We start from the raw sequence: 24,509 nt of genomic DNA on the forward strand, positions 1-24,509 counted from the left end.
ACAAAAAAAAGAGGCCCTCACGGGCCTCTTTTTTATGCTCGCCGATAATCAGTCCGGCTTGCCGTCGATAACACCGGCGGTGTTATCCAACAAGCTCTTGGTGGCCGTCTGCAGGAACGACTCGAGCTTGAGTTTCATCGCTGCGGTGTCCGGTGCATCCGGGACGATCTCCGCACGGGGGTTGGCACCCAGTTCATAGCGATACATCTTTGGCGGCATTTCCTTTTCCTTCGGCAGCACCAGGATCTGGTCGTCCTTGATGATCGCCGTGGTCTGTTCGCTGCCCGATGGCTTGATCACGCCAAAACCGGTATCGCCCTGCGGCAGGTTCAAAAGGTCACGTCCCCAGCACTGGTTGCGCACCTGACCGCCGATCCGGCCCATGATGGTCGGCACGATATCGACCTGGGTACCCACGGTGTGGCTGCGCTGGCCGAACTTCTCCTGGACGCCCGGGCCGATCAGCAGCAACGGCACGTTGAAGCGGCCCAGGTCCATTTCGGTGATCTGGCGTTCGTTGCCGAAGCCATGGTCGCCCACCACCACAAACAGGGTTTCCTTGAAGTACGGTTCCTTGCGGGCCTTCTCGAAGAACTGGCCCAGGGCCCAGTCGGCGTAGCGCATGGCGGTCAGGTGTTCGTTCAGGCTGCCACGGTCGGTCACCCGCTCCACTGGCAACGGTGTCGGCAGCGCATACGGCGTGTGGTTCGACAGGGTCTGCAGCAAGGCGTAGAACGGCTTGCCGTTTTCCCGCGCCTTGAGCTCGATCAGGCCACGGTCGAACATGTCCTGGTCGGACACGCCCCAGGTCGGATCGGAGAACACCGGGTTGACGAAGTCGTTACGCCCGATGAAGTTGGTCATGCCCTGGCTGCTGAAGAACCCCGACTGGTTGTCCCAGGCAAAGTCGCCGTTGTAGACGTACACGTCGTCGTAGTCACGGGCACTGAGCAATTGCGGCAGGCCCGACAGCTTGTGGCTGCCTTCCGGCGTCTGCATCAGGTATTCGAAACCGGGCAGGTTCGGGAAGCACGCCATGGTGGCGAACATGCCCTGGTGGGTGTGGGTGCCGTTGGAGAAGAAGCGATCGAACAGCAGGCCTTCCTTGGACAGCTTGTCCAGGTAAGGCGTGATGTTGCCCGATGCGCCCAGGGCGCCCACCGAGTGACCGGCCATGCTTTCCATGAGGATCACCACCACATTCTTGATGGGCAGCGTCTTGTCGGCCGGCGGCGTGTAGTCGCGGCGCACGGCGGCGGTCTCGGTGTCCACCAGCTTGTCGTCGGGCATGACCAGCATGTCGCGCACGGTCTGCTGGGCCAGCGGTTGTTCGAGGGTGGCTTTCCAGATGTTGTCACGGTCTTCGGACATCCGGCTCTTGGCCGCCGCCACCAGCGACAGCGTGCCGTTGAGGCCCAGCTGGTTGGCGAAGTTCGAGTCGGTGGTGTACACGTCGCCCCAACGCAGCGGCGGGCCCTGGCGCAGAGTGCCACGGGCGGCGACCACGGCCACCAGCAGGCAGACCATGAACACCGCTACACGTCCGTACCACGGGGCGATCTGGCGCGTGCCGATGCTGCCACCGCTGAACGGGCCGCGCGGACGGGTCGCCCGGTCCGCGCCCTTGAACGCCAGGCTCAGGATGATCGTGCCGCCGACCCAGGCCAGCAGGTAGCGCACCACCGGGAAGCCGTACCAGAGCATGCTCATCACGGTCTTCGGGTCTTCCTTTACATACTGGAAGACCAGGCCGTTGAGGCGCTGGTGGAATTCACGGTAGAAGTCCATCTCCATCAGGCCCAGGAACAAGGCGATGCTGGAGGTGACCGTCAGCCAGAAACGAAAGAACCCACGTGCCGCCATGGCCCTGGCGCTGAACAACGCCAGCAGCAATGGAATGCAGAGGTAGACCACCAGGCGCAGGTCGAATCGCAAGCCGTTGACGAACGCTTCGACAAAGGTAGAGGCCGGGGTGTCGAGGATCATCTCGCGGTTGTAGACCAGCAGCGCAACGCGCAGCAGGCTGAACATGACCATCATCACCAGGGCGCAAAGCAGGGTGTAGGCCAGGTGCGATTTGACGGTCGGTTGCAGCAGGCGATGCGTAGTGCGCTGCTGACTCAGGGCGTCCGGGATTGCCATGTCGTTTTAGGACCTATTGGAGTTTGAGTGACAAAAAGGAACAACGGCGCGCCCTCTGTTGGCCAATGCCTGGCCCCGGGGCTTGCGCGAGTGCGCAAATGTTTGCACGAACGGCCATGGCATTGCCATTAAATAACCGGCCGCGATAAAAGCGCGGGGGATTGTCCGCAAGGTTTTGTGAAAATTTTGTTCAATGAATATTCAGAAACACAAAATCCCCGGTGCTACGCATAGGCGAGACGGACTCATTGTGGCGAAGGAACTTGCTCGCGCGAAGCTGCGCAGCAGTCGCAAAACCGACCAAATGAGACATGCCTGATCAAGCGCGGTGACTGGATTGGGCTGCTTCGCCGCCCAGCGGGAGCAAGCTCCCTCGCCACAGAATGCACCTTTGCCTCAGAAAGCTCTCCCCAGAGAGATTCTTAGCGATTAGTGAAACTGCCGCCCCAACCCCGCCGGCACGCCCTCGATGGTGGTGTCTTCCCACGGGCCGTTCGGGCTGACGGAGCGGCTCCAGCCGTTGTTCCAACGGTAGTAGGTGCGTTGGCGATAGAAGGTGTTGGTCTGGTTATCCAGCACATACACCCCCAGCTTGGCATCCCAATGGCTGTTGCCGCCCGGCGGCGGGGCGAAGCTGGCGGAAGTGCGTGGCACTGGCTTGGCCGGTTTGCTCGGGGTGGCCGGTTTGCCCGGCGGCGTGGACGGGCCAGGCTTGGTGGTCGGGGTCGACGGCGGAATCGGCGGCAGTGGCGTCGAAGGCTCCGGCGGACGCTGGACCGCACAAGCGCTCAGGCCCAGGACGAGCGTGAGCAAAGTGATACGAGCGATGGCGGTCATGGTGCGAATTCCTGTTATTGGTCCGGGCTGTCGATGGTCAGGTGCTGCGGCGCGGTGGTGCTGCTCGCCAGGGGTTGGCTGCGGCCGATCCATTCACCGGCGGTGGGTTGACCGGCACGGGAAATCCGCGCCACCAGTTGGACTTCAGGGAAGTTCGACAGTTTCAGCTGCGGCATCATCGCGTCCGCATCCCCCAGCTCTACAGTCACCGGCAGGTCAGCGACGGTCAGGCGCTTGGCCGCCAGCGGGGCCGGCGGGCCGGACGCGGCGCGGGCGAAGATGAACACGCTGTCGCCTGGCTGCACCTTGGCCTTGAGCGCCGGCGCCAGCTCGACACGCACCTTGAGCACGGCGGCCGCCTTGGCGGCAGGTGCCCGGGTCTGAGCCTGGGCCGGCGCAACCTGGCCGCCAGCGGCCTGGAGCTTCTCGGTGGCGCGGGCGATACCGCCCTGCAACGCCTCGCGGGACTTGTCACCCTCCGGTAGCTCCACCAACAGGCGGCTCCAGTAATCGATCGCGTCCTGGTAACGTTCGCCCTCGAACGCGGCGATGCCCAGCAGGCCGAGGCTGGTGACCTCCTTGGGATCGAGCTTCAGCGCTTCGTCGGTCAGGGCCTGGACCTGGTCCGACCATTTCTTGCCGTCGGCGAAGTACTGCGCCTGGGCCCACTGGCCCAGCAGTTCGGGTTGGCGGCCGGCCACCGCCACGGTGCGCTGGAAGATCTTCGCTGCATCCGCGGGCCGATCCTGGGCCATGTACGTACGGCCAAGGAAATACAGGCCCTCGGCGTTGTCCGGTTGCGCCGCCACCGCCCGCTCCAGGCGTTGGGTCATTTCTTCCATCGACTGCGGCGCCTGGGCGAACTCACGGGTCAGTTCGACCTTGTCGCTGGCACCGAAATGCAGGTACAGCCCCAAGCCCAGCAACGGCACCAGCACGGCGGCGAGCAACGGCAAGGGCTTGCCCAGGCGCGACTCGCGCGGCGCATCGGCGCCCTCGGTGTCGGCCAGCAGCTCACGGGCGGCTTCGGCGCGGCCGGTGTCCAACTGCGCGGCGTTGAGCACGCCCTCCTCCCGCTCGGCCTGCAGTTGAGCGACGCGCTCCTGGTACAGCGCCACGTTGAGCGCGGTACGGTCCTCTTCGCGCTGGGCACGGCGACCACGCAACACAGGAATCAACAGAAAACTCAGGGCAATCAGGAGCAGCAGACCTGCGGCGAGCCAGAAATCAATCATGCTTGGTTGTATCCAACAGTTGGTCGAGGCGCTGGCGCTCTTCGACGGAAAGCGTGTCCGGAGCAGCCGTACGTTGCACCCGACGGCGACGCACGATCACGGCGATGACCACGAAGCCACCGAGCAACAGCCCGGCGGGGCCGAACCAGAGCAGCGCGGTCTTGGAGGACAAGGCGGGGTTGTAGCGCACGAACTCACCGTAGCGGTCCACCATGAAGTCGATGATCTGCTGGTTGTCCTTGCCCTCGCCGAGCATGCGGAAGATTTCCTTGCGCAGGTCAGCGGCAATCGGTGCGTTGGAGTCGGCGATGTCCTGGTTCTGGCACTTGGGGCAGCGCAGTTCCTTGGTCAGCTCGCGAAACCGCTCGCGCTCGCCGTCGTTGGCGAATTCGTAGGTGTCGATGGCGGCGTGGGCCACCCCCACCAGGCTCAACCCGAGCATGGCGGCTGCCAGCCAGCGCCTCATGGCTTGGCCTCGTCAACCAGTGCTTGGTATTTGGCGGCCAGCTTCTCGCGCCAGACCTGTTCGTCGATCACCCCGACAAACTTGTCGCGGATGATGCCCTTGGCATCGATGAAGAAGGTTTCCGGCGCCCCATAGACCCCCAGGTTCAGGCCCAGGGAGCCCTCCTCGTCGCGAATATCCAACTGGTAAGGGTTATGGAACTCGGCGAGCCATTTCAGCGCGTCGGCGTTGACGTCCTTGTAATTGACGCCGTAGATCACCACGCCGTTCTGCGCCAGTTTGTTCAGCACCGGGTGCTCGACCCGGCAAGAGATGCACCAGGTGCCCCACACATTGACCAGCGCCGGCTTGCCCAGTAGGTCGGCGCGGGTCAGGGTCTTGTCACCCTGCACCGACGGCAGGGAAAACTCCGGGAACGGCTTGCCGATCATCGCCGAGGGCAGCTCGGCCGGGTTCAGGTAGAGCCCCCGGTACAGAAACACCGCCACCACCAGGAACAGCGCCAGCGGCAACACCATCAACCAACGTCTCATGCAGTGGCTCCCGTCACGCCCAGGGCTTCGCGCACCCGGGTTTTCACCTTGACCCGATAACGCCGATCCAGCGCCGCCAGGACCCCGCCAAGACCGGTGAGCAGGCCACCGAACCAGATCCAGCGCACGAACGGCTTGACGTGCACCCGCACGGCCCAGGCGCCATCGCCCAGGGATTCACCCAGTGCCACATACAGGTCGCGGGTGAAACCGGCATCGATGCCGGCTTCGGTCATCACCGAGTTCTGCACGGTGTACAGGCGTTTTTCAGGGTGCAGGATCGTCACTTCCCGGCCGTCGCGAATGACCCGCACGGTGCCTTTGTCGGAGGTGAAGTTCGGGCCTTCGAAATGCTTGGCGCCCTCGAACACGAACTGATACCCGGCCAGCTCCATGGACTCTCCCGGGGCCAGGCGCAGGTCGCGCTCGGCGCTGTTCTGGCTGGACAGCACCACGCCCAGGGCGCAGACGGCGATGCCCAGGTGGGCGATCTGCATGCCCCAGTAGCTGCGGGTCAGGGTTGGCAGGCCCTTGACCAGGCCTTTGTGGCGGGTCTTGTCGAGAATGTCTCGGACACCGGCCAGCAGCACCCAGGCCGCCAGCACGAAAGTGGCCAGCACCGCCCAGTTGAAGTCGCCATAGGCCACCCCGGCCACCACGGCCAGGGCCGCCGTGCCCAGCAGCACCGGCGTCAGCATGCCCAGCAGCCACTTGACCGGCGTGTCTTTCCAGCGCACCAGTACGCCGATGGCCATCACCACCATCAGGATCGCCATCAACGGGATGAACAAGGCGTTGAAGTACGGCGGCCCGACCGACAGCTTGGCCCCGGACAACGCATCGAGCACCAGCGGGTACAGCGTCCCCAGCAGGATCATCGACGCGGCCACCACCAGCACCAGGTTGTTGCCCAGCAACAGGGTTTCCCGCGACCAGAGGTTGAAGCCCACCTGGCTTTTCACCACCGGCGCGCGCAGGGCGAACAACGTCAGCGAACCGCCGACCACGCACAACAGGAACATCAGGATGAACACACCGCGCTCAGGGTCCGAAGCGAAGGCATGCACCGAAGTCAGGACGCCGGAACGTACCAGGAACGTCCCGAGCAGGCTCAAGGAAAACGCCGCGATGGCCAGCAGCACGGTCCAGCTCTTGAACACGCCGCGTTTTTCCGTGACGGCCAGGGAATGGATCAGTGCCGTGCCCACCAGCCAGGGCATGAACGAGGCGTTTTCCACCGGGTCCCAGAACCACCAGCCGCCCCAGCCGAGTTCGTAGTAGGCCCACCACGAACCAAGGGTGATGCCGATGCCGAGGAAGGCCCACGCGACAATGGTCCAGGGCCGCGACCAGCGAGCCCAGGCGGCATCCAGGCGTCCGCCGAGCAAGGCCGCGATGGCGAAGGCGAAGGCCACGGAGAAGCCGACGTACCCCATGTACAGCATGGGTGGGTGCACGATCAGGCCGATGTCTTGCAACAGCGGATTGAGGTCGCGGCCATCGCTGGGCATCTGCGGCAGGATGCGCTCGAACGGGTTGGAGGTGACGATCAGGAACAGCAGGAAGCCGGTACTGATCAGGCCCATCACCGCCAGTACCCGGGCCAGCATCACCTGGGGCAACTGCCGGGAGAACACCGAGACGGCGAAGGTCCAGCCGGCCAGGATCAATGCCCAGAGCAGCAGCGAACCTTCATGGGCACCCCACACCGCACTGAACTTGTAATACCAGGGCAACGCGCTGTTGGAGTTGCTGGCGACGTAGGCCACGGAAAAATCGTCGGTCATGAAGGCGTAGGTCAGGCAACCGAAGGCGAACACCATGAAGGCGAACTGGCCCCACGCCGCCGGCTGGGCCAGGCTCATCCACAGGCGGTCGCCGCGCCAGGCACCGAGCAACGGCACCACGGCCTGCATCAGGGCAAAGCAGAGGGCCAGGATCATCGCCAGGTGGCCCAACTCGGGAATAAAGATACCGGTGCTCATCGATCAGCCCTCCTTCACGGGAGCAGGCGCCGACTGACCGCTGTCTTTCAGGGCCTTGGTCACTTCCGGCGGCATGTATTTTTCATCGTGCTTGGCCAGCACTTCATCGGCCACCACCACGCCACTGGCGTTGAGCTTGCCCAGGGCGACGATGCCCTGCCCCTCGCGGAACAGATCCGGGAGGATGCCGCGATAGGTGATGGTGACGGTCTTGTTGAAATCAGTGACGTTGAAGGTCACGTCCAGCGAATCCCCGGAACGCACCAGCGACCCCTTTTCCACCATGCCACCGGCGCGGATGCGTGTGTCATGGGGCGCTTCGCCGTTGGCAATCTGGGTCGGGGTGTAGAACAGGTTGATGTTCTGCTGCAAGGCACTGAGCGCCAGGCCGACCGCGGCACCGACACCCACCAGGATCGCCAGAATGATGACAAGACGTTTTTTGCGCAGCGGATTCACTGACCGTTCTCCCGGCGCAGACGACGCGCCTCCTGTTGCAGATACCGCTTGCGGGCCAGGATCGGCACCGCCACGTTGAGGGCCAGTACCGCCAGGCAAATGCCATAGGCTGACCAGACATACAGGCCATGATGGCCCATGGCGAGGAAATCGCCGAATGAAGCGAAACTCATCGAGCGGCCTCCAGGCTGTTCTGTACTTCGGCCTTCACCCAACTGGCGCGGGCTTCGCGCTTGAGCACTTCGAGGCGCATGCGCAGCAGCAGCACCGCGCCGAAGAAACAATAGAACCCCAGCACCGTCAGCAGCAGCGGCAGCCACATTTCCACCGGCATCGCCGGCTTTTCGGTGAGGGTGAACGTCGCGCCCTGGTGCAGGGTGTTCCACCACTCCACCGAGTACTTGATGATCGGGATGTTGATCACGCCGACGATCGCCAGCACCGCGCACGCCTTGGCGGCGCTGTCACGATTGCTGATGGCGTTGCCCAGCGCAATAAGACCGAAGTACAGGAACAGCAGGATCAGCATCGACGTCAGTCGGGCATCCCAGACCCACCATGAACCCCAGGTCGGCTTGCCCCAGATGGCACCGGTGACCAGCGCAACGGCGGTCATCCAGGCGCCGATGGGCGCCGCGCATTGCAGGGCCACGTCGGCCAGTTTCATCTTCCACACCAGCCCGACCACCCCGCACACCGCCAGCATCACGTAGACGGACTGGGCCAGCATCGCCGTGGGCACATGAATGTAGATGATGCGGAAGCTGTTGCCCTGCTGGTAATCCGGCGGGGCGAAGGCCAGGCCCCAGACGATGCCGGAACCGATCAGCAGCAGAGCGGCGATGCTCAGCCAGGGCAGCAGCCTGCCGCTGATGCCATAGAACCACTTGGGTGAGCCGAGCTTGTGAAACCAGGTCCAGTTCATTGCTGTTTCCATCACGGTTGCGGCTCGCCATCACGAACCGCCGGGGCGGCCTTGACTTCCAGGGAAGTGGTCAGTTTTTGACCAGGCCTCATTATTATTCGCCGACGCTGATCTTCAGGCCAGCGGCTATTGCAAAGGGTGTCAGGGTTATCGCCAGGGCGGTCAGGCTTCCAAGCCACAGCAGATAACCCGTCGTCGGCATGCCCTGCAAGGCCGCCTGCAAGGCGCCACTGCCGAGGATCAACACCGGGATATACAGCGGCAGGATCAACAATGCCAGCAGCAGGCCGCCGCGCTTCAAACCCACCGTCAACGCCGCGCCCACCGCACCGAGCAAGCTCAGCACTGGCGTACCCAGCAACAGCGACACCAGCAGCACCGGCATGCATGCACTGGGCAAGCCAAGCATCATGGCCAGCAGCGGCGAGAGCAGCACCAGCGCCAACCCGGAAAAAACCCAGTGTGCCAGTACCTTGGCCAAAACCAGAAGGGCCAGGGGGTGCGACGAAAGGACCCACTGTTCGAGGGAACCGTCCTCGAAATCACTGCGGAAAAGCCCGTCCAGCGAGAGCAGGACCGATAAAAGCGCGGCCACCCAGACCAGTCCTGGCGACAAGGTTTGCAACAATTGAGTCTCCGGGCCGACGGCCAACGGGAACAATGCAATCACGATCGCGAAGAACACCAGCGGATTGGCCAATTCGGCCGGACGACGAAACAACAGCCGCGCCTCACGGGCCAACAACAAACCGAACACGCTCATACCGCCCAGGTCCCCAGGTCAATGCTGCGATAACCGGATGGCATCCGCGCCAGCGTGTGGTGAGTGGTCAACAGCACCGTGCCACCGCGCTCGCAGTGTCCGGCCAGGTGTTCCTCGAGCTGCGCCACGCCCTGCTTGTCCAGGGCGGTGAAGGGTTCGTCGAGGATCCACAGCGGCGGGCTGTCCAGATACAGCCGGGCCAGGGCCACGCGACGCTGCTGGCCTGCGGACAGGGTGTGACACGGTACGTCTTCAAAACCGCGCAAGCCCACCGTGGCCAACGCCTGCCAGATCGCCTCGCGTCCGGCCGGGCGATGCAAGGCGCAGAGCCAACTGAGGTTTTCTTCCGGGGTGAGCAGATCCTTGATCCCGGCGGCATGGCCGATCCAGAGCAGGTTGCGCGCCAGTTCGCTGCGCTGGCTCTGCAACGGCTGGCCATTGAGCAGCACCTGGCCGGCGGTGGGCTGCATCAACCCGGCCAGCAGCCGCAGCAAGCTGGTCTTGCCGCTGCCGTTGGGGCCACTGACCTGCACCATATCGCCGGGCGAGAGTCTCAATTCGAGATGTTCGAACAGCAGCCGCAAGTCTCGCTCACAAGCGAGGCCGACGGTTTGCAAAAGAGGACTGGTCAAGGGATCGCGGGCCTTATACGGTTCAAGTCGGCGGTGCAGCGGCCGTTAAAGAGATGCAGCATAGATGCATTGACGGCCTGTTCCACAGAGCTGCGTCAAACAATTGCAAGGTTTTCGCCACTCCCTGTAAGACGGGCGGCATTATACATGTCGTGCCCTGCGCGAAAGAGGGCTTTTTCCCAAGGTAAGACTGCTGATGACAGGTGACATGAACATTCAGCCGCTGCCTCAGCCCACGGCGACGACGCGTACGCCCGTGGTCAGTGGCGAGCTGCTCAAACTGCTGACGCCGGTCGAGGGACTGATCGGTGCCGGCCAGACGGCGAGTGCCGAAGTCCTTTCGCTCAAGCAGGCCGACCAGACATTCCAGCTATTGCTCAAGGTCACCCTGGAAAGCGGCCGCCAGACCACGGTCCAGGCCACCAGCATGCAGCCGCTGCCCCAGGGCACCAGCCTGGCCGTGACCCAGCCCTCGGCCACCAACCTGGCCGTGACGGTGCAACAGGCCATCGCCTCCAGCGTCGCCACCCTGACCCGCATCGACACCGCGCAAATGCCGGTCGGGACCCTGCTGCAAGGCAAGGTGCTGACCAGCCAGGCCCTGCCGCAACTGCCGGGGCAGCCGGTGGTGTACCGGTCGTTGGTGAGCCTGCTCAACACCGCTCAGGCAGGGGCCACCCTCGACATCGACAGCCCGCAGCCGCTGCGCATCGGCACACTGTTGAGTGCCCAGGTGCAAGACGCCCAGACCCTGAAGTTCGTGCCATTGAGCAACCACCAGGAGCAACTGGCGGTAAGCCAGCAACTGGCCACCCAAGTGAGCCGCCAAGGCTCGCTGGACAGCCTGATCAGCGCCTTGCAGAACCTCCCGACCACTGACGACACCGGTGCCGAGCTGCGCGCAGCCGTGACGCGGCTGTTGGCCGGCCTGCCGGATGTCCAGCAATTGAGCACGCCCAAAGGCCTGGCCCAGGCCATGGTGGCCAGTGGGGTGTTCCTGGAAAGCAAACTGCTTGCCGGGCCGCCGCTGGGTCCGGCGGCGGACATGAAAGGCGACCTGTTGAAGCTGATCGCCCAACTGACCCCGTCGCTGCCCGCCTCCACCAACCTGGGCGCCATCATCGCCGCCAACACCTTGGCCCAGGCCTTGCCCACCTTTGTGCGCAGCGCCCTGGGAATGCTCGGCCAGGTCAGCGCCAAGCCGCAACCGACCAATTTCCCCCTACCCTCGCGGCTGCTGAAGGAGCAGGATGACGAAGGCGACCTCGAGCACCTGCTGCGCCTGGCCGCCGCTGCCGTGTCGCGCCTGCAAAGCCATCAGTTGTCGAGCCTGGAACAAACGGGGCTGACCCCCGACGGCAGGCTGATGAGCACCTGGCAACTGGAGATCCCCATGCGCAACCTGCAGGACATCGTGCCCTTGCAGGTCAAGTTTCAGCGCGAGGAAACCCCGCCTCGGGAACAACCTGACGAGCGCCGGGAAGAACGTGAACCGAAGCAGCAACTCTGGCGGGTCGAACTGGCGTTCGACATGGAGCCGCTGGGCCCCTTGCAGGTCCAGGCCCAACTGCTCAGCGGTAGCCTGTCGAGCCAGTTGTGGGCGCAGCGGCCGTACACCGCGAGCCTGATCGAGAGCAACCTGGCAACCTTGCGTGAACGCCTGCTGGACTGCGGCTTGAACGTCAGCGACCTGGACTGCCACCTCGGCATCCCGCCCCAAGGGCCCAAGACCCGACTCGAACAACGCTGGGTGGATGAAACCGCATGACAACCCACACCGAACCGCGCCAGGCCATCGCCCTCAAGTACGACGGCCACCACGCCCCGACCCTCACCGCCAAGGGCGACGAAGCCCTGGCCGAGGAAATCCTGCGGATCGCCCGGGACAGCGAAGTACCGATCTATGAAAATGCCGAATTGGTGAAACTGCTGGCCAGGCTGGAACTGGGCGACAGCATCCCGGAGGAGCTGTACCGCACAATCGCCGAGATCATCGCGTTCGCCTGGAACCTGAAAGGCAAGTTCCCCAAGGGCTACGACCCGAATGCACCGAGCCTCGAGAAAGATGTGACGGAGCGCGGGGACGACTACTGATCGACCGTGTACGGATCGACCGTGGCGAGGGCGCTTGCTCCCGCTCGGCCGGGCTGGCGCTCCAGTGCGCAGCAGCCGCAAAAAGCGAGGGCCGCTGCGCTGCCCTGCGGCAACGAGCGCCTCGCCATGGTGATGGTGCTGGGCGCCGAACGGCTCAGCCGCCCTTGTGCAACTTGCTCATCAACTCCGCTTCGGCCTGGGTCAGGCCGCAGGCTTGGGTCAGTTCGTCGATGCTGGCACCCATGCCTACCAGGCGGGCGGCTTGGGCGAACGAGAGGGTGGAAGGGTCACGCTGCTCCAGCTGGGCGAGTTTGTCCGGCAACGGCGCGACCACGGCCCGCAGCTCATGGAGCGCTTCGCCCATGCGCACGGTGCCGTTCTGATAGTCGTCGACGCGCTTGGCCAGCTCCTTGATGCGCTGGTCACGCAGCGCATCGCCTTGGGCCTGCTGAGCAGCAACTTGTCGCTGGTCGCGTATGTACGCCACGAACATTGCCAGCGTGCCTGCCCAAAACAGGAACAGGACAATGACTGCTACCTCAAGAATCAAATCAGATACTCTCCAGTTCCGACCACTCTTCTTCGCTCATCATTTTTTCCAGTTCGACCAGGATCAGCAACTCATTGTTCTTGTTGCAGACGCCCTGGATGAACTTGGCCGATTCTTCGTTACCGACGTTAGGCGCGGTTTCGATTTCCGACTGACGCAAGTAAACCACTTCGGCCACGCTGTCGACCAGGATACCGACCACTTGCTTGTCAGCCTCGATGATCACGATACGGGTGTTGTCGTTGACCTCGGTGGAATTCAGGCCGAAACGCTGGCGGGTGTCGATCACCGTGACCACGTTGCCGCGCAGGTTGATGATCCCCAGCACGTAGCTTGGCGCACCCGGAACCGGAGCGATCTCGGTATAGCGCAGCACTTCCTGGACCCGCATCACGTTGATGCCATAGGTTTCGTTATCGAGCTTGAAGGTCACCCATTGCAAAATCGGATCTTCGGAACCCTTGAGAGACGACGCCTTATCATTCATACCCTGACCCCTCGAAAAACCGCCTTGTGGCGGCGTGTATTCTGTCCAGCGACGCTGTGCGCCACCGGTTGTGTTATTTCGGTTTCTGGACCGGCAGGCTGCCATCCAGGTGTTTTGCCCCGCCGCTGGCGATCAGCTCTGCCAGCTCGGAAACGTCCAGCAAGGCGCACATGTGCTCGATCACCGTACCGGCCAGCCATGGCCGTTGCCCTCGATGGCTGCGCCACTTGATCTCGTTCGGATCCAGGCGCAGCGAACGGCTGACCTGGTGCACCGCCAACCCCCACTCGTACCCCTGCACCGAAATCACGTATTGCAGGCCCTGGCGAAAATCGTCGCGATAACGGTCCGGCATCACCCAGCGCGCGGTATCGAGCACCTTCAGGTTACCGGCCTGGCTCGGCAGGATCCCAAGGAACCATTGCGGCTGGCCAAACAACGGCGTCAATTCCTGCCCGGCCAGGGAGTAGATCGACCCCAGGCACACCAGCGGCACCGCCAGGGTCAACCCGGCCACATCGAACAACAGGCACTCGAACGGCTCGGCGGCCCAGCTCGGGCGGTCATCGGTCGGCTCCGGCGGTGGCGGGCTGCTCGGTGGCAGGTGGACTTCCACCACCGGCGTCACCAGCCCCTGCAACAGCGGTGCAACCGTCGACACCGGCGCAAGGATCGGCGCGGGTGCGTCCATGACCTTCAGCGACGGCTTGACGAACGGTGCCTCGACCGCTGCGGCAACCACCGACGTACGGGCGTCACGAGCCTGCTCTTCGAGCACGGCCGCTTGAAACTCATCCAGCACACCTTCGGCTTCGACAGGCTCGGGCTCGGGCAACGCCTCGATCACACTCGGCGACGGTGGTAATTCTTCGGTCGCTTCCTGCAACAGCCCGTCCAGGTAGGACTGCAGGGCCAGTTGGGGACGCGAGGTCGTCTTTATCGGGCGGTTCATTGGAAAAGTCCGCCACTTGAAAAGGTTATCGGCATGAATGCTGTAGGACTTGAGCGCTCACGAGTCGGCGCAATGCCTGTAGGAAACCTCGTCACGTTAAGCCACCTGCTGCGAAACGAGTTGCTGGGCCAACAAGTGCTTGAGCAGCGCCCGGTAAGCCAGCACACCGCGGCTCTTGCCATCGAACTGCGACGGGGTCACGCCGACGCGGCTGGCGTCCCGCAAGCGCGTATCGACGGGGATGTAGCCTTGCCAGATGTCATCCGGGTACTTGTCCCGCAGAACGCGCAGCGTCCCCAGGGACGCCTGGGTACGGCGGTCGAACAGGGTCGGCACGATGTTGAACGCCAGCGATTGCTTGCGTGAGCGGTTGACCATCGCCAACGTATTGACCATGCGCTCCAGGCCCTTGACCGCCAGGTGCTCGGTTTGCACCGGGATCACCAATTGCTGGCTCGCGGCCAAGGCGTTGACCATCAACAGGCCCAGCAACGGCGGGCTGTCGATGATGGCGTAATCGAAATCCTGCCACAGCTGCGCCAGACTCTTGGCGATCACCAGGCCCAGGCCACTCTGGCCCGGCGACTGGCGCTCCAGCGTGGCCAGGGCGGTGCTCGATGGCAACAGCGAGATGCTTTCGTGGCTGGTGGACAACAGCAACTGCCCCGGCAAGCCCTCGGGCACGGTGCCCTTGTGCAGGAACAGGTCGAAGTTGCTGTGCTCCAGGCTATCGGGATCGTAGCCGAAATAGCTGGTCATCGAGCCATGGGGGTCCAGGTCGACGATGACCACGCGCTTGCCCGCCTCGGCCAGCAAGCCAGCTAGAGCGATGGAAGATGTGGTTTTACCCACACCACCTTTTTGATTGGCGACTGCCCAGACTCTCATTCGGATCGTTCCTCCCGGCCGAAACAGGCTCGACCGAGAAATAGCTCGGTTATAAAGCGGGTGACGGAGAATTGACGGCGCTCCGCTGTCCCGGCGACTTGACCGCAGCCGGTGCAGTTTGTGTGCCAGCACGCTTCAACGCCGCATCCGGTGTTGCGTTGGCCGTCCCTGTACCGGTCAGGCTACGGCGCACATCAAGGTTGCGCGACACCACCAGCACCACGCGACGGTTGCGCGCACGGCCTTCGGCGGTGGCGTTGTTGGCCACCGGCTGGAACTCGCCATAGCCCACCGACGCCAGGCGACCGGGGTTCACGCCCTGCATCGCCAGCATGCGGACAATGCTGGCCGAACGGGCCGATGACAGCTCCCAGTTGGTCGGGTACTGCGCGGTCCGGATCGGCTGGTCGTCCGTAAAGCCTTCGACATGGACCGGGTTGTCGAACGGCTTCAGGATCGCCGCCACCTTGTCGATGATGTTGAAGGCCATGTCGCTGGGCATTGCGTCGCCGCTGCCGAACAACAGGCTGGAATTGAGTTCGATCTCGACCCACAACTCGTTGCCGCGCACGGTCATCTGATTGGAATTGATCAGGTCACCGAATGCCGCGCTGATGTCGTCGGCAATGCTTTTCAATGGATCGCTGCCACCGGCGATGCCGGCATCGACCTGCTCGGAATCCTTGACCAGCGGCTGGGCCGGGGTCGTGGTCTTGGGCCGCTCTTCGCCAATGGGGATGGGCTTGAGGGCGCGATCAGAGTCGGTGAAGACGCCGATCAGGGCCTCGGAAATGACCTTGTACTTGCCTTCGTTGACCGACGAGATCGAATACATGACCACGAAAAAGGCGAACAGCAGCGTGATGAAGTCAGCGTAGGAAACCAGCCAGCGTTCATGGTTGACGTGTTCTTCAGTGTGCCTGCGACGGGCCATGGTCCATTACCCCCATTAATCCATGAAGCCCTGGAGCTTCAACTCAATGGAGCGTGGGTTTTCACCCTCGGCGATCGACAGGATCCCTTCCAGCAGCATTTCGCGGTAGCGCGACTGGCGCAATGCGATGGACTTGAGCTTGGCGGCAATCGGCAGCAACACCAGGTTGGCGCTCGCCACGCCGTAGATCGTGGCAACGAAGGCCACGGCGATGCCGCTGCCCAGTTGCGATGGGTCGGCCAGATTGCCCATCACGTGGATCAAGCCCATCACCGCACCGATGATGCCGATGGTCGGCGCGTAGCCGCCCATGCTTTCGAACACCTTGGCCGCTTCGATGTCGCGGGCTTCCTGGGTGTAGAAATCCACCTCCAGGATGCTGCGGATGGCTTCCGGCTCGGCACCGTCCACCAGCAATTGCAGGCCTTTGCGCGAGTAGCTGTCGGGTTCGGCGTCGGCCACCCCTTCCAGGCCCAGCAAGCCTTCCTTGCGCGCGGTCAGGCTCCAGTTCACCACCCGGTCGATGCCGCCGGCCAGGTCGACACGCGGCGGAAACAGGATCCAGACCAGCACCTGGATCGCCCGTTTGAATGCACTCATGGGCGATTGCAGCAGCGCCGCGCCAATGGTGCCACCGAGCACGATCAACGCAGCCGGGCCATTGGCCAGGGCACCGAGATGCCCGCCTTCCAGGTAGTTGCCACCGATGATGGCGACGAACGCCATGATGATGCCGATCAGGCTGAGCACATCCATTACAGGCATGCCTCGACCAGGTGTCGACCTATGTCATCCAGGCTGTACACCGCGTCGGCGAGATCGGCCTTCACGATGGCCATCGGCATGCCGTAGATCACGCAACTGGCTTCGTCCTGGGCCCAGATCGCACTGCCGCCCTGTTTGAGCAGGCGTGCGCCCTCGCGCCCGTCGGCGCCCATGCCGGTGAGCACCACCGCCAGAACTTTGTCACCGTAGGACTTGGCCGCCGAACCGAAGGTAATGTCCACGCACGGCTTGTAGTTCAGGCGCTCGTCGCCCGGCAGGATTTTCACCGCGCCACGCCCGTCGACCATCATCTGTTTGCCACCCGGCGCCAGCAACGCCAGGCCTGGACGCAGGATGTCACCATCCTCGGCTTCCTTGACGCTGATGTTGCACAGCTTGTCCAGGCGCTCCGCGAAGGCCTTGGTGAACGCCGCGGGCATGTGCTGGATCAGCACGATGGGGGCCGGGAAATTGGCCGGCAATTGGGTCAGGACCCGTTGCAGCGCCACCGGGCCGCCCGTGGACGTACCGATCGCGACCAGCTTGTAGGCTTTGCGCTTGGGCGCCGCCGAAGAGGCGCTGGCCGGGGCCGAACGAGTGGGGGCCGGTGCCGGTGCACTGCGCACCGGTGGCGGGTTGAAGCTGCTCGAAGCGCTTGGCGTCGGCGCAGGGCTTGGCGCGGCGACAGGGGCCGGTGCCGGGGCGCTGTAGCCACCGACGCGGCGGTTGCTGCGCGAAATGCTGTGGACCTTCTCGCACAGCAACTGCCGGACCTTGTCAGGGTTGCGCGAGATGTCTTCGAAGTTTTTCGGCAGGAAATCCACGGCCCCGGCGTCCAGCGCATCGAGGGTCACCCGGGCGCCTTCGTGGGTCAGGGACGAGAACATCAATACCGGAGTCGGGCAGCGCTGCATGATGTGGCGCACGGCCGTGATGCCATCCATCATCGGCATCTCGTAGTCCATGGTGATCACATCCGGCTTGAGTGCCAGGGCCTGATCGATCGCCTCTTTGCCGTTGGTTGCCGTACCGACAACCTGGATACTCGTATCAGCCGAAAGAATTTCCGAGACGCGGCGGCGAAAAAAACCCGAATCGTCCACCACCAGGACTTTAACTACCATAAACACTCCGTTAGACGAGGCGCGGCCATGGACCGCCCTCCTCCAGAATCAAATACGCCGGGCGGCGTAGCGCTTGAGCATGCTGGGCACATCGAGAATCAGTGCGATACGGCCGTCGCCGGTGATGGTGGCGCCGGACATGCCCGGGGTGCCCTGGAGCATCTTGCCCAACGGCTTGATGACCACTTCTTCCTGGCCCACCAACTGATCGACGACGAAGCCGATCCGCTGGGTGCCCACCGAAAGGATCACCACGTGGCCTTCGCCCTGCTCCTCGTGCGCCGCCGAACTGACCAGCCAGCGCTTGAGGTAGAACAGCGGCAATGCCTTGTCCCGTACGATCACCACTTCCTGGCCGTCCACCACGTTGGTGCGCGACAGGTCGAGGTGGAAGATTTCGTTGACGTTCACCAGCGGGAAGGCGAACGCCTGGTTGCCCAGCATCACCATCAGGGTCGGCATGATCGCCAGGGTCAACGGGACCTTGATGACGATCTTCGAGCCCTGGCCCTTGGTCGAGTAGATATTGATCGAACCGTTGAGCTGGGAAATCTTGGTTTTCACCACGTCCATGCCCACGCCACGGCCCGACACGTCGGAGATCTCGGTCTTGGTGGAGAAGCCCGGGGCAAAGATCAGGTTGTAGCACTCGGTGTCGCTGAGGCGGTCGGCGGCATCCTTGTCCATCACGCCGCGTTTCACCGCGATGGAGCGCAACACGTTCGGGTCCATGCCCTTGCCGTCGTCGGAGATCGACAACAGGATGTGGTCGCCCTCCTGCTCGGCGGCCAGGATCACCCTGCCACTGCGGACCTTGCCCGCTTCTTCTCGCTCCTGCGGCGACTCGATACCGTGGTCGACCGCGTTGCGCACCAAGTGGACCAGCGGGTCGGCCAGGGCCTCGACAAGGTTCTTGTCGAGGTCGGTTTCTTCACCCACCAGTTCCAGGTTGATTTCTTTCTTGAGCTGTCGCGCCAGGTCGCGAACCAGGCGCGGGAAGCGCCCGAAGACTTTCTTGATCGGCTGCATCCGGGTCTTCATGACCGCGGTCTGCAGGTCGGCCGTGACCACGTCGAGGTTCGACACGGCCTTGGACATGGCTTCGTCCTGGCTGTTGAGGCCCAGGCGCACCAGGCGGTTACGCACCAGGACCAGTTCGCCGACCATGTTCATGATCTCGTCCAGGCGTGCGGTGTCGACCCGAACGGTGGTCTCGGCTTCGCTCGCTGGTTTTTCCGCTGGCGGCGCCGACGCGGCACGAGCCGGTGCTGGCGCGGCCGCAGCGGCTGGCTTGGCCGCGGGCGCAGGTGTCTCGGCCTTTGGCTCCGGCGCCTTGGCAGCCGGTTTCGGCGCGGCCTTGGCCACCGGTGCAGCCGTCGCAGCGCCAGCCCCCGTAGCGGAAGCCGTGCCGACTTCGGTGAATTTGCCTTTGCCGTGCAACTCGTCCAGCAGCGACTCGAATTCGTGGTCGCTGATCAGGTCGCTGCCGGCCGCAGCGGCGGCAGGTTGCGCCGGGCTTGGCGCCGAAGCGATGGCCGAATCCAGGGCGTCGACGGCAAAGGTACCCTTGCCATGCAACTGATCGAGCAAGGCTTCGAATTCGTCGTCGGTGATGTCCGAGTTGTCGCCCGCCGCTTTCGGGGCGGCCGGGGCCGCCGCAGGCGCGACGGCATCGACGGCGAACTGGCCCTTGCCATGCAACTGGTCGAGCAACGACTCGAACTCGGCGTCGGTGATTTCATCGCTGGCAGCGGCATCGCCCGCCGGTGCGGCAGCCGGAGCCGCCGGCGCCTCGGCCTGGGCCTGGGCCTTGGCGGCGCTCAGGGAGTCCAGCAGTTGTTCGAATTCGTTATCGGTGATGTCGCCCGATTCCTCGGCGACGGGTTCCTCGACGGCCGGTTCTTCAATGACCGGCTCGGCCACGGCAGCGGTTTCATCCGCCGACTGAGGCTCGGCCAGGCGCGACAGCGCAGCGAGCAGCTCAGGCGTGGCAGGGGTAATCGGCGAGCGCTCGCGCACTTCGCTGAACATGCTGTTGACCGCATCCAGCGCTTCAAGCACCACGTCCATCAGCTCCGAATCAACGCGACGCTCACCCTTGCGCAGGATGTCGAACACGTTTTCGGCAATGTGACAGCACTCCACCAGCTCGTTGAGCTGGAGGAAGCCGGCGCCTCCTTTTACAGTGTGGAAACCGCGAAAAATTGCGTTGAGCAGATCCGCATCATCCGGCCGGCTTTCCAGCTCGACCAATTGCTCGGACAGTTGCTCAAGAATCTCGCCAGCCTCAACCAGGAAATCCTGAAGGATCTCTTCATCGGCGCCGAAGCTCATTAATGGGGTGCTCCTAAAACAGGCTAAAATCCAAGGCTGGACAGCAAATCGTCCACATCGTCCTGACCGGACACAACGTCTTCTCTTTTATCGGCATGAATTTGCGGACCTTCACCCTGAGAGAGATGTTTTTGTGGATCTTTTTCAGCAAGCATCGCTTCACGGTCGTGTTCGATGCCCGCAAAGCGGTCGACTTGGCTGGCCATCAACACCAGCTTGAGCAAATTGCTTTCCACTTCGGTAACCAGTTGGGTCACGCGCTTGATCACCTGGCCGGTCAGGTCCTGATAGTCCTGGGCCAACAAGATGTCGTTGAGGTTGCTGGCGACGGCGCGGTTTTCGCTGCTGCTGCGCGTCAGGAAACCGTCGACCCGGCGGGCCAACTCGCGAAACTCCTCGGCCCCCACCTCGCGACGCATGAACCGACCCCAGTCGGTGCTCAAGGCCTGGGCTTCCTCGCTCAGGCCATTGACCAGCGGCGTGGCGCTCTCCACCAAATCCATGGTGCGGTTGGCCGCCGCTTCGGTCAGCTTGACCACATACCCCAGGCGCTCGGTGGCGTCGGTGATCTGCGAGACTTCCTCGGCCTGCGGCATGCGCGGGTCGATCTGGAAATTGACAATCGCGCTGTGCAATTCACGCGTGAGCTTGCCCACTTCCAGATACAGACCACGGTCACGGGTCTGGTTGAGCTCATGGATCATTTGAACCGCATCGCCAAAACGGCCTTTTTCGAGGCTTTCGACCAGTTCACGGGCATGTTTTTTCAGGGTCGATTCGAAATCGCCCATTGAAGATTCGTTATCCATAGCTCCCCCCGGGGCGCCGTTAGCCGATGCGTTCGAAGATTTTTTCGATCTTCTCTTTCAACGCCTGGGCCGTGAAGGGTTTGACCACGTAGCCGTTCACACCGGCCTGGGCCGCTTCGATGATCTGCTCGCGCTTGGCTTCGGCGGTGACCATCAGCACGGGAAGGTGCTTGAGTTTTTCATCAGCGCGCACCTGGCGCAGCAGGTCGATGCCGGTCATGCCGGGCATGTTCCAGTCGGTGACCAGAAAATCGAAGTTGCCACTGTGCAACATCGGGAGCGCAGTGGTCCCGTCATCTGCTTCGGCCGTGTTGGTGAACCCAAGGTCACGCAACAGGTTTTTAATGATCCGCCGCATCGTTGAGAAGTCATCAACGATGAGGATTTTCATGTTCTTGTCCAATTCGACCTCCAAGCAGTCTTAAACGCGTCCAGCACCTGAACGCGCCATTTCAATCAATCCGGCACAACGCTCGACAACAGCGCGCAGCACAACGGGTGAGACCGTGCAGTACCTGCCGGCCTCGTTCGCAGCGCCCCCGCACTGCGTATCAGCGCGCTCGCCATTCCCCCAAACGCCCCCGCAAACGGGCTGCGCACTGGCTGTGTAACTGGCTGACCCGCGATTCGCTGACCCCCAGGACCTCACCGATTTCCTTGAGGTTCAGCTCTTCGTCGTAGTACAGCGCCAAGACCAGTCGCTCACGCTCCGGCAAATTGGCAATCGCTTCGGCCAGCGCGCTCTGGAAGCGTTCATCTTCCAGGTCACGCGATGGCTCCATGTGAGCACTCGCGCCATCCTCGTGCAGCCCTTCATGCTCGCCGTCCTGCAACAGGTCGTCGAAACTGAACAGGCGGCTGCCCAAGGTATCGTTCAAAATCCCGTAATAATCATCGAGACTCAACTGGAGTTCGGCCGCAACCTCGTGATCTTTAGCGTCACGCCCGGTTTTAGCTTCAATCGCACGGATCGCATCGCTCACCATGCGGGTGTTGCGGTGCACCGAACGCGGTGCCCAATCGCCCTTGCGGACCTCGTCGAGCATCGCGCCGCGGATACGGATACCGGCGTAGGTCTCGAAACTGGCGCCCTTGCTCGCGTCGTATTTGTTCGACACTTCGAGCAGGCCGATCATGCCGGCCTGGATCAGGTCCTCGACCTGGACACTGGCCGGCAGCCGCGCCAGCAAGTGATAGGCGATACGCTTGACCAGGGGCGCGTAACGCTCGATCAACTCGTACTGGGCGTCCCGTGCCGATTTTTTGTAGAGGTGGTTGTAACTGCTGGCTGTCATAGCACGGGCCCTGCTGTTTGTTGCACGAGACGCTCGACGAAAAATTCCAGATGCCCGCGCGGGTTGGCCGGCAGCGGCCAGCTATCGACCTTCTGGGCGATTGCCTTGAACGCCAGCGCACATTTGGAACGTGGAAAAGCTTCATAGACGGCACGTTGCTTCTGGACGGCCTTGCGGACACTTTCGTCGTAGGGCACGGCGCCGACGTATTGTAGGGCGACATCCAGGAAGCGATCCGTGACCTTGGTCAGCTTGGCGAACAGATTGCGTCCCTCCTGCGGGCTCTGCGCCATGTTGGCCAGGACGCGGAAGCGGTTCATGCCGTAGTCGCGGTTCAGCAGCTTGATCAGGGCATAGGCGTCGGTGATGGAAGTCGGTTCATCGCAGACCACCAGCAGCACTTCCTGGGCGGCCCGCACGAAACTGACGACCGAGTCACCGATGCCGGCCGCGGTGTCGATTACCAGCACATCGAGGTTGTCGCCGATGTCGCTGAACGCCTGGATCAGGCCCGCGTGCTGGGCCGGGGTCAGGTGAACCATGCTCTGGGTGCCGGAGGCGGCCGGCACGATGCGAATCCCGCCAGGCCCTTGCAACAGTACGTCGCGCAGTTCGCAGCGGCCTTCGATCACGTCCGCCAGCGTGCGCTTTGGGGTAAGCCCCAGCAACACATCGACGTTCGCCAGGCCCAGGTCGGCGTCCAGCAGCATGACCCGTCGGCCAAGCTCTGCCAGAGCCAGGGACAAGTTCACTGACACGTTAGTCTTCCCGACGCCACCTTTGCCGCCGGTCACCGCGATCACCTGTACGGGATGCATGCTGCCCATGTTCGTTCTTTACCTTGTCTTACTTAGACGGAGGCCACATTACTGGCTGCGCGTTCACACGGAACAATGCATGGCAGACCATCGATGTAGGTACAAAAAATACTCATGATAACCTCAGCCGACCTGTTTGGATGGGCTGTGGTAGATATCAGCGAACATGTCAGCCATGGCTTCTTCGCTGGGTTCTTCCTGCATTTGCACACTCACGGCACGACTGACCAGTTGATGACGGCGCGGCAGATGCAGATCATCCGGGATCCGCGGCCCGTCGGTCAGGTAGGCCACCGGCAGTTCATGACCGATCGCCAGGCTCAACACCTCGCCCAGGCTTGCCGTTTCGTCCAGCTTAGTCAGGATGCAGCCGGCCAGCCCGCAGCGCTTGTAGCTGTGGTATGCGGCGGTTAGAACCTGTTTCTGGCTGGTGGTTGCCAACACGAGATAATTTTTTGACTTGATACCGCGCCCGGCCAGGCTTTCGAGCTGCAGGCGCAGGGCCGGATCGCTGGCTTGCAGGCCGGCGGTATCGATCAGCACGACGCGCTTGCGCAGCAAAGGCTCCAGCGCCTGGGCCAGGGACTGGCCCGGGTCCACGTGGGTTACCGACACATTGAGGATGCGGCCCAGGGTCTTGAGTTGCTCCTGGGCTCCGATGCGGAAGCTGTCCATGCTCACCAGCGCAATGCTCTGGGCACCGTACTTGAGTACATAACGGGCGGCGAGCTTGGCCAGGGTGGTGGTCTTGCCCATGCCGGCAGGACCGACCATGGCAATCACCCCGCCCTCTTCCAGTGGCTCGACGTCCGGCGTGGCGATCATACGCGCCAGGTGCGCCAACAGCATGCGCCAGGCCTGGCGAGGCTCTTCGATCCCATTGATCAGTGCCAGCAAGTCGCGGGACAACGGACCGGACAGACCGATGCGTTGCAGGCGACGCCACAGGTTGGCCTGGGCCGGACGGCTGCCTTGCAACTGGTTCCAGGCTAGGGAGCCGAGCTGGACTTCCATCAGTTCGCGCAGGCTGTTGAGTTCAAAGCGCATCGAGTCCAGGGCACGCGGGTCGACCCCACGGGCTGGCGCGGCGGGCGCTGGCGCCGGCCGACGCGGCTCGGCCTGGGTAGGCTCGATCAGCGGTTCAGCGGCAGTCAGCGGCAGGCCGGCGGTCAGTGGCTGACCGGCGAACAATTGACGATTGGTGCCTGGCGCGGCCTCGCCTTCGCTGCTGCGCAGGCTCAGTTCGGCCTGGGCACTGGCGATGCGCGATTGGGTCTTGCGCAGCTCGTCCTCGAGTTCCATGTTCGGAACACGCGGGGCCAGCGCCGACAATTTGTAGTCCAGAGCCGCTGTCAGCTCGACACCGCCGGCGATCCGGCGATTACCGATGATGGCTGCTTCGGCGCCCAGCTCGTCACGAACCAGCTTCATGGCCTGACGCATATCGGCGGCGAAAAAACGCTTCACTTGCATAAACCACTA

26 protein-coding genes are annotated in these 24,509 nt (G+C 63.1%); 2 read left to right on the forward strand and 24 right to left on the reverse strand.

Annotated elements, in window-relative coordinates; all coding sequences use genetic code 11:
• Window positions 1-48 precede the first annotated feature (48 nt).
• From VM99_16455 to VM99_16505, 11 genes are all read right to left on the reverse strand, one after another.
• The gene (locus tag VM99_16455; GenBank protein AKJ99584.1) at window positions 49-2,142 is read right to left on the reverse strand and encodes a membrane protein; all 2,094 of its coding nucleotides are present in this window, start codon (window positions 2,140-2,142) and stop codon (window positions 49-51) included.
• A 429-nt stretch (window positions 2,143-2,571) separates the two neighbouring features.
• Complete coding sequence (locus VM99_16460) at window positions 2,572-2,979, reverse strand: lipoprotein (protein ID AKJ99585.1); 408 nt, start codon at window positions 2,977-2,979, stop codon at window positions 2,572-2,574.
• Window positions 2,980-2,993: 14 nt separating this feature from the next.
• Window positions 2,994-4,214 carry a cytochrome C gene (locus tag VM99_16465; GenBank protein AKJ99586.1) on the reverse strand — a complete coding sequence of 407 codons (1,221 nt, stop codon included), beginning with the start codon at window positions 4,212-4,214 and terminating at the stop codon, window positions 2,994-2,996.
• A complete protein-coding gene (locus tag VM99_16470) occupies window positions 4,207-4,680 on the reverse strand; it encodes a cytochrome C (GenBank protein AKJ99587.1) in 474 nt (157 codons plus the stop codon). Before VM99_16470 ends, VM99_16465 begins: the two co-directional genes overlap by 8 nt.
• Window positions 4,677-5,213 (reverse strand): thiol:disulfide interchange protein, encoded by a 537-nt coding sequence (locus VM99_16475; GenBank protein AKJ99588.1) that lies wholly within the window; start codon window positions 5,211-5,213, stop codon window positions 4,677-4,679. Before VM99_16475 ends, VM99_16470 begins: the two co-directional genes overlap by 4 nt.
• Window positions 5,210-7,198: a cytochrome C biogenesis protein CcmF gene (locus VM99_16480; protein ID AKJ99589.1), complete on the reverse strand. Its 1,989-nt coding sequence runs from the start codon at window positions 7,196-7,198 to the stop codon at window positions 5,210-5,212. Before VM99_16480 ends, VM99_16475 begins: the two co-directional genes overlap by 4 nt.
• A gap of 3 nt (window positions 7,199-7,201) precedes the next feature.
• Window positions 7,202-7,657, reverse strand: coding sequence for a cytochrome C biogenesis protein CcmE (locus VM99_16485; GenBank protein ID AKJ99590.1), 456 nt, complete (start codon window positions 7,655-7,657; stop codon window positions 7,202-7,204).
• Window positions 7,654-7,830 (reverse strand): hemagglutination activity protein, encoded by a 177-nt coding sequence (locus tag VM99_16490; GenBank protein AKJ99591.1) that lies wholly within the window; start codon window positions 7,828-7,830, stop codon window positions 7,654-7,656. Before VM99_16490 ends, VM99_16485 begins: the two co-directional genes overlap by 4 nt.
• Window positions 7,827-8,582, reverse strand: coding sequence for a heme ABC transporter permease (locus VM99_16495; GenBank protein ID AKJ99592.1), 756 nt, complete (start codon window positions 8,580-8,582; stop codon window positions 7,827-7,829). Before VM99_16495 ends, VM99_16490 begins: the two co-directional genes overlap by 4 nt.
• 94 nt (window positions 8,583-8,676) lie before the next feature.
• Entirely contained in the window at window positions 8,677-9,345 is a 669-nt protein-coding gene (locus VM99_16500) for a heme transporter (protein AKJ99593.1), read from the reverse strand.
• The gene (locus VM99_16505) at window positions 9,342-9,977 is read right to left on the reverse strand and encodes a cytochrome C biogenesis protein CcmA (GenBank protein ID AKJ99594.1); all 636 of its coding nucleotides are present in this window, start codon (window positions 9,975-9,977) and stop codon (window positions 9,342-9,344) included. The genes VM99_16500 and VM99_16505 overlap by 4 nt, the downstream gene beginning before the upstream one ends.
• 196 nt (window positions 9,978-10,173) lie before the next feature.
• Here VM99_16505 and VM99_16510 point away from each other — a divergent pair, with 196 nt between their 5' ends.
• On the forward strand, window positions 10,174-11,745 hold the full coding sequence (locus VM99_16510) for a flagellar hook-length control protein FliK (protein AKJ99595.1): 1,572 nt from the start codon (window positions 10,174-10,176) through the stop codon (window positions 11,743-11,745).
• A complete protein-coding gene (locus VM99_16515) occupies window positions 11,742-12,071 on the forward strand; it encodes a flagellar biosynthesis protein FlhB (GenBank protein ID AKJ99596.1) in 330 nt (109 codons plus the stop codon). The genes VM99_16510 and VM99_16515 overlap by 4 nt, the downstream gene beginning before the upstream one ends.
• 154 nt (window positions 12,072-12,225) lie before the next feature.
• Here the strand turns inward: VM99_16515 and VM99_16520 are convergent, their stop codons facing one another.
• The 13 genes from VM99_16520 to flhF form a co-directional block, all read right to left on the reverse strand.
• A complete protein-coding gene (locus VM99_16520; GenBank protein ID AKJ99597.1) occupies window positions 12,226-12,621 on the reverse strand; it encodes a chemotaxis protein in 396 nt (131 codons plus the stop codon).
• 1 nt (window position 12,622) lies between these two features.
• Entirely contained in the window at window positions 12,623-13,108 is a 486-nt protein-coding gene (locus VM99_16525; GenBank protein AKJ99598.1) for a chemotaxis protein CheW, read from the reverse strand.
• A gap of 73 nt (window positions 13,109-13,181) precedes the next feature.
• Window positions 13,182-14,060 carry a chemotaxis protein CheW gene (locus tag VM99_16530; protein AKJ99599.1) on the reverse strand — a complete coding sequence of 293 codons (879 nt, stop codon included), beginning with the start codon at window positions 14,058-14,060 and terminating at the stop codon, window positions 13,182-13,184.
• 96 nt (window positions 14,061-14,156) lie between these two features.
• Window positions 14,157-14,948, reverse strand: coding sequence for a cobalamin biosynthesis protein CobQ (locus tag VM99_16535; GenBank protein AKJ99600.1), 792 nt, complete (start codon window positions 14,946-14,948; stop codon window positions 14,157-14,159).
• Between the two features lie 49 nt (window positions 14,949-14,997).
• A complete protein-coding gene (locus VM99_16540; protein ID AKJ99601.1) occupies window positions 14,998-15,882 on the reverse strand; it encodes a flagellar motor protein MotD in 885 nt (294 codons plus the stop codon).
• A 15-nt stretch (window positions 15,883-15,897) separates the two neighbouring features.
• Complete coding sequence (gene motC, locus VM99_16545; GenBank protein AKJ99602.1) at window positions 15,898-16,638, reverse strand: flagellar motor protein; 741 nt, start codon at window positions 16,636-16,638, stop codon at window positions 15,898-15,900.
• The gene (locus VM99_16550) at window positions 16,638-17,771 is read right to left on the reverse strand and encodes a chemotaxis protein CheY (protein AKJ99603.1); all 1,134 of its coding nucleotides are present in this window, start codon (window positions 17,769-17,771) and stop codon (window positions 16,638-16,640) included. Before VM99_16550 ends, motC begins: the two co-directional genes overlap by 1 nt.
• 48 nt (window positions 17,772-17,819) lie before the next feature.
• Window positions 17,820-20,105, reverse strand: a complete 2,286-nt coding sequence (locus VM99_16555) for a chemotaxis protein CheA (GenBank protein ID AKJ99604.1) — start codon at window positions 20,103-20,105, stop codon at window positions 17,820-17,822.
• 23 nt (window positions 20,106-20,128) lie between these two features.
• Window positions 20,129-20,914 (reverse strand): protein phosphatase, encoded by a 786-nt coding sequence (locus VM99_16560; GenBank protein ID AKJ99605.1) that lies wholly within the window; start codon window positions 20,912-20,914, stop codon window positions 20,129-20,131.
• A gap of 19 nt (window positions 20,915-20,933) precedes the next feature.
• Complete coding sequence (locus VM99_16565; GenBank protein AKK01776.1) at window positions 20,934-21,305, reverse strand: histidine kinase; 372 nt, start codon at window positions 21,303-21,305, stop codon at window positions 20,934-20,936.
• Between the two features lie 160 nt (window positions 21,306-21,465).
• Window positions 21,466-22,209, reverse strand: a complete 744-nt coding sequence (fliA, locus tag VM99_16570) for a flagellar biosynthesis sigma factor (protein AKJ99606.1) — start codon at window positions 22,207-22,209, stop codon at window positions 21,466-21,468.
• The gene (locus VM99_16575; GenBank protein AKJ99607.1) at window positions 22,206-23,036 is read right to left on the reverse strand and encodes a cobyrinic acid a,c-diamide synthase; all 831 of its coding nucleotides are present in this window, start codon (window positions 23,034-23,036) and stop codon (window positions 22,206-22,208) included. Before VM99_16575 ends, fliA begins: the two co-directional genes overlap by 4 nt.
• 114 nt (window positions 23,037-23,150) lie before the next feature.
• Window positions 23,151-24,500 (reverse strand): flagellar biosynthesis regulator FlhF, encoded by a 1,350-nt coding sequence (gene flhF / locus VM99_16580; GenBank protein ID AKJ99608.1) that lies wholly within the window; start codon window positions 24,498-24,500, stop codon window positions 23,151-23,153.
• Window positions 24,501-24,509 lie beyond the last annotated feature (9 nt).

Source organism: Pseudomonas chlororaphis (assembly GCA_001023535.1).
Classification (GTDB): domain Bacteria; phylum Pseudomonadota; class Gammaproteobacteria; order Pseudomonadales; family Pseudomonadaceae; genus Aquipseudomonas; species Aquipseudomonas chlororaphis_E.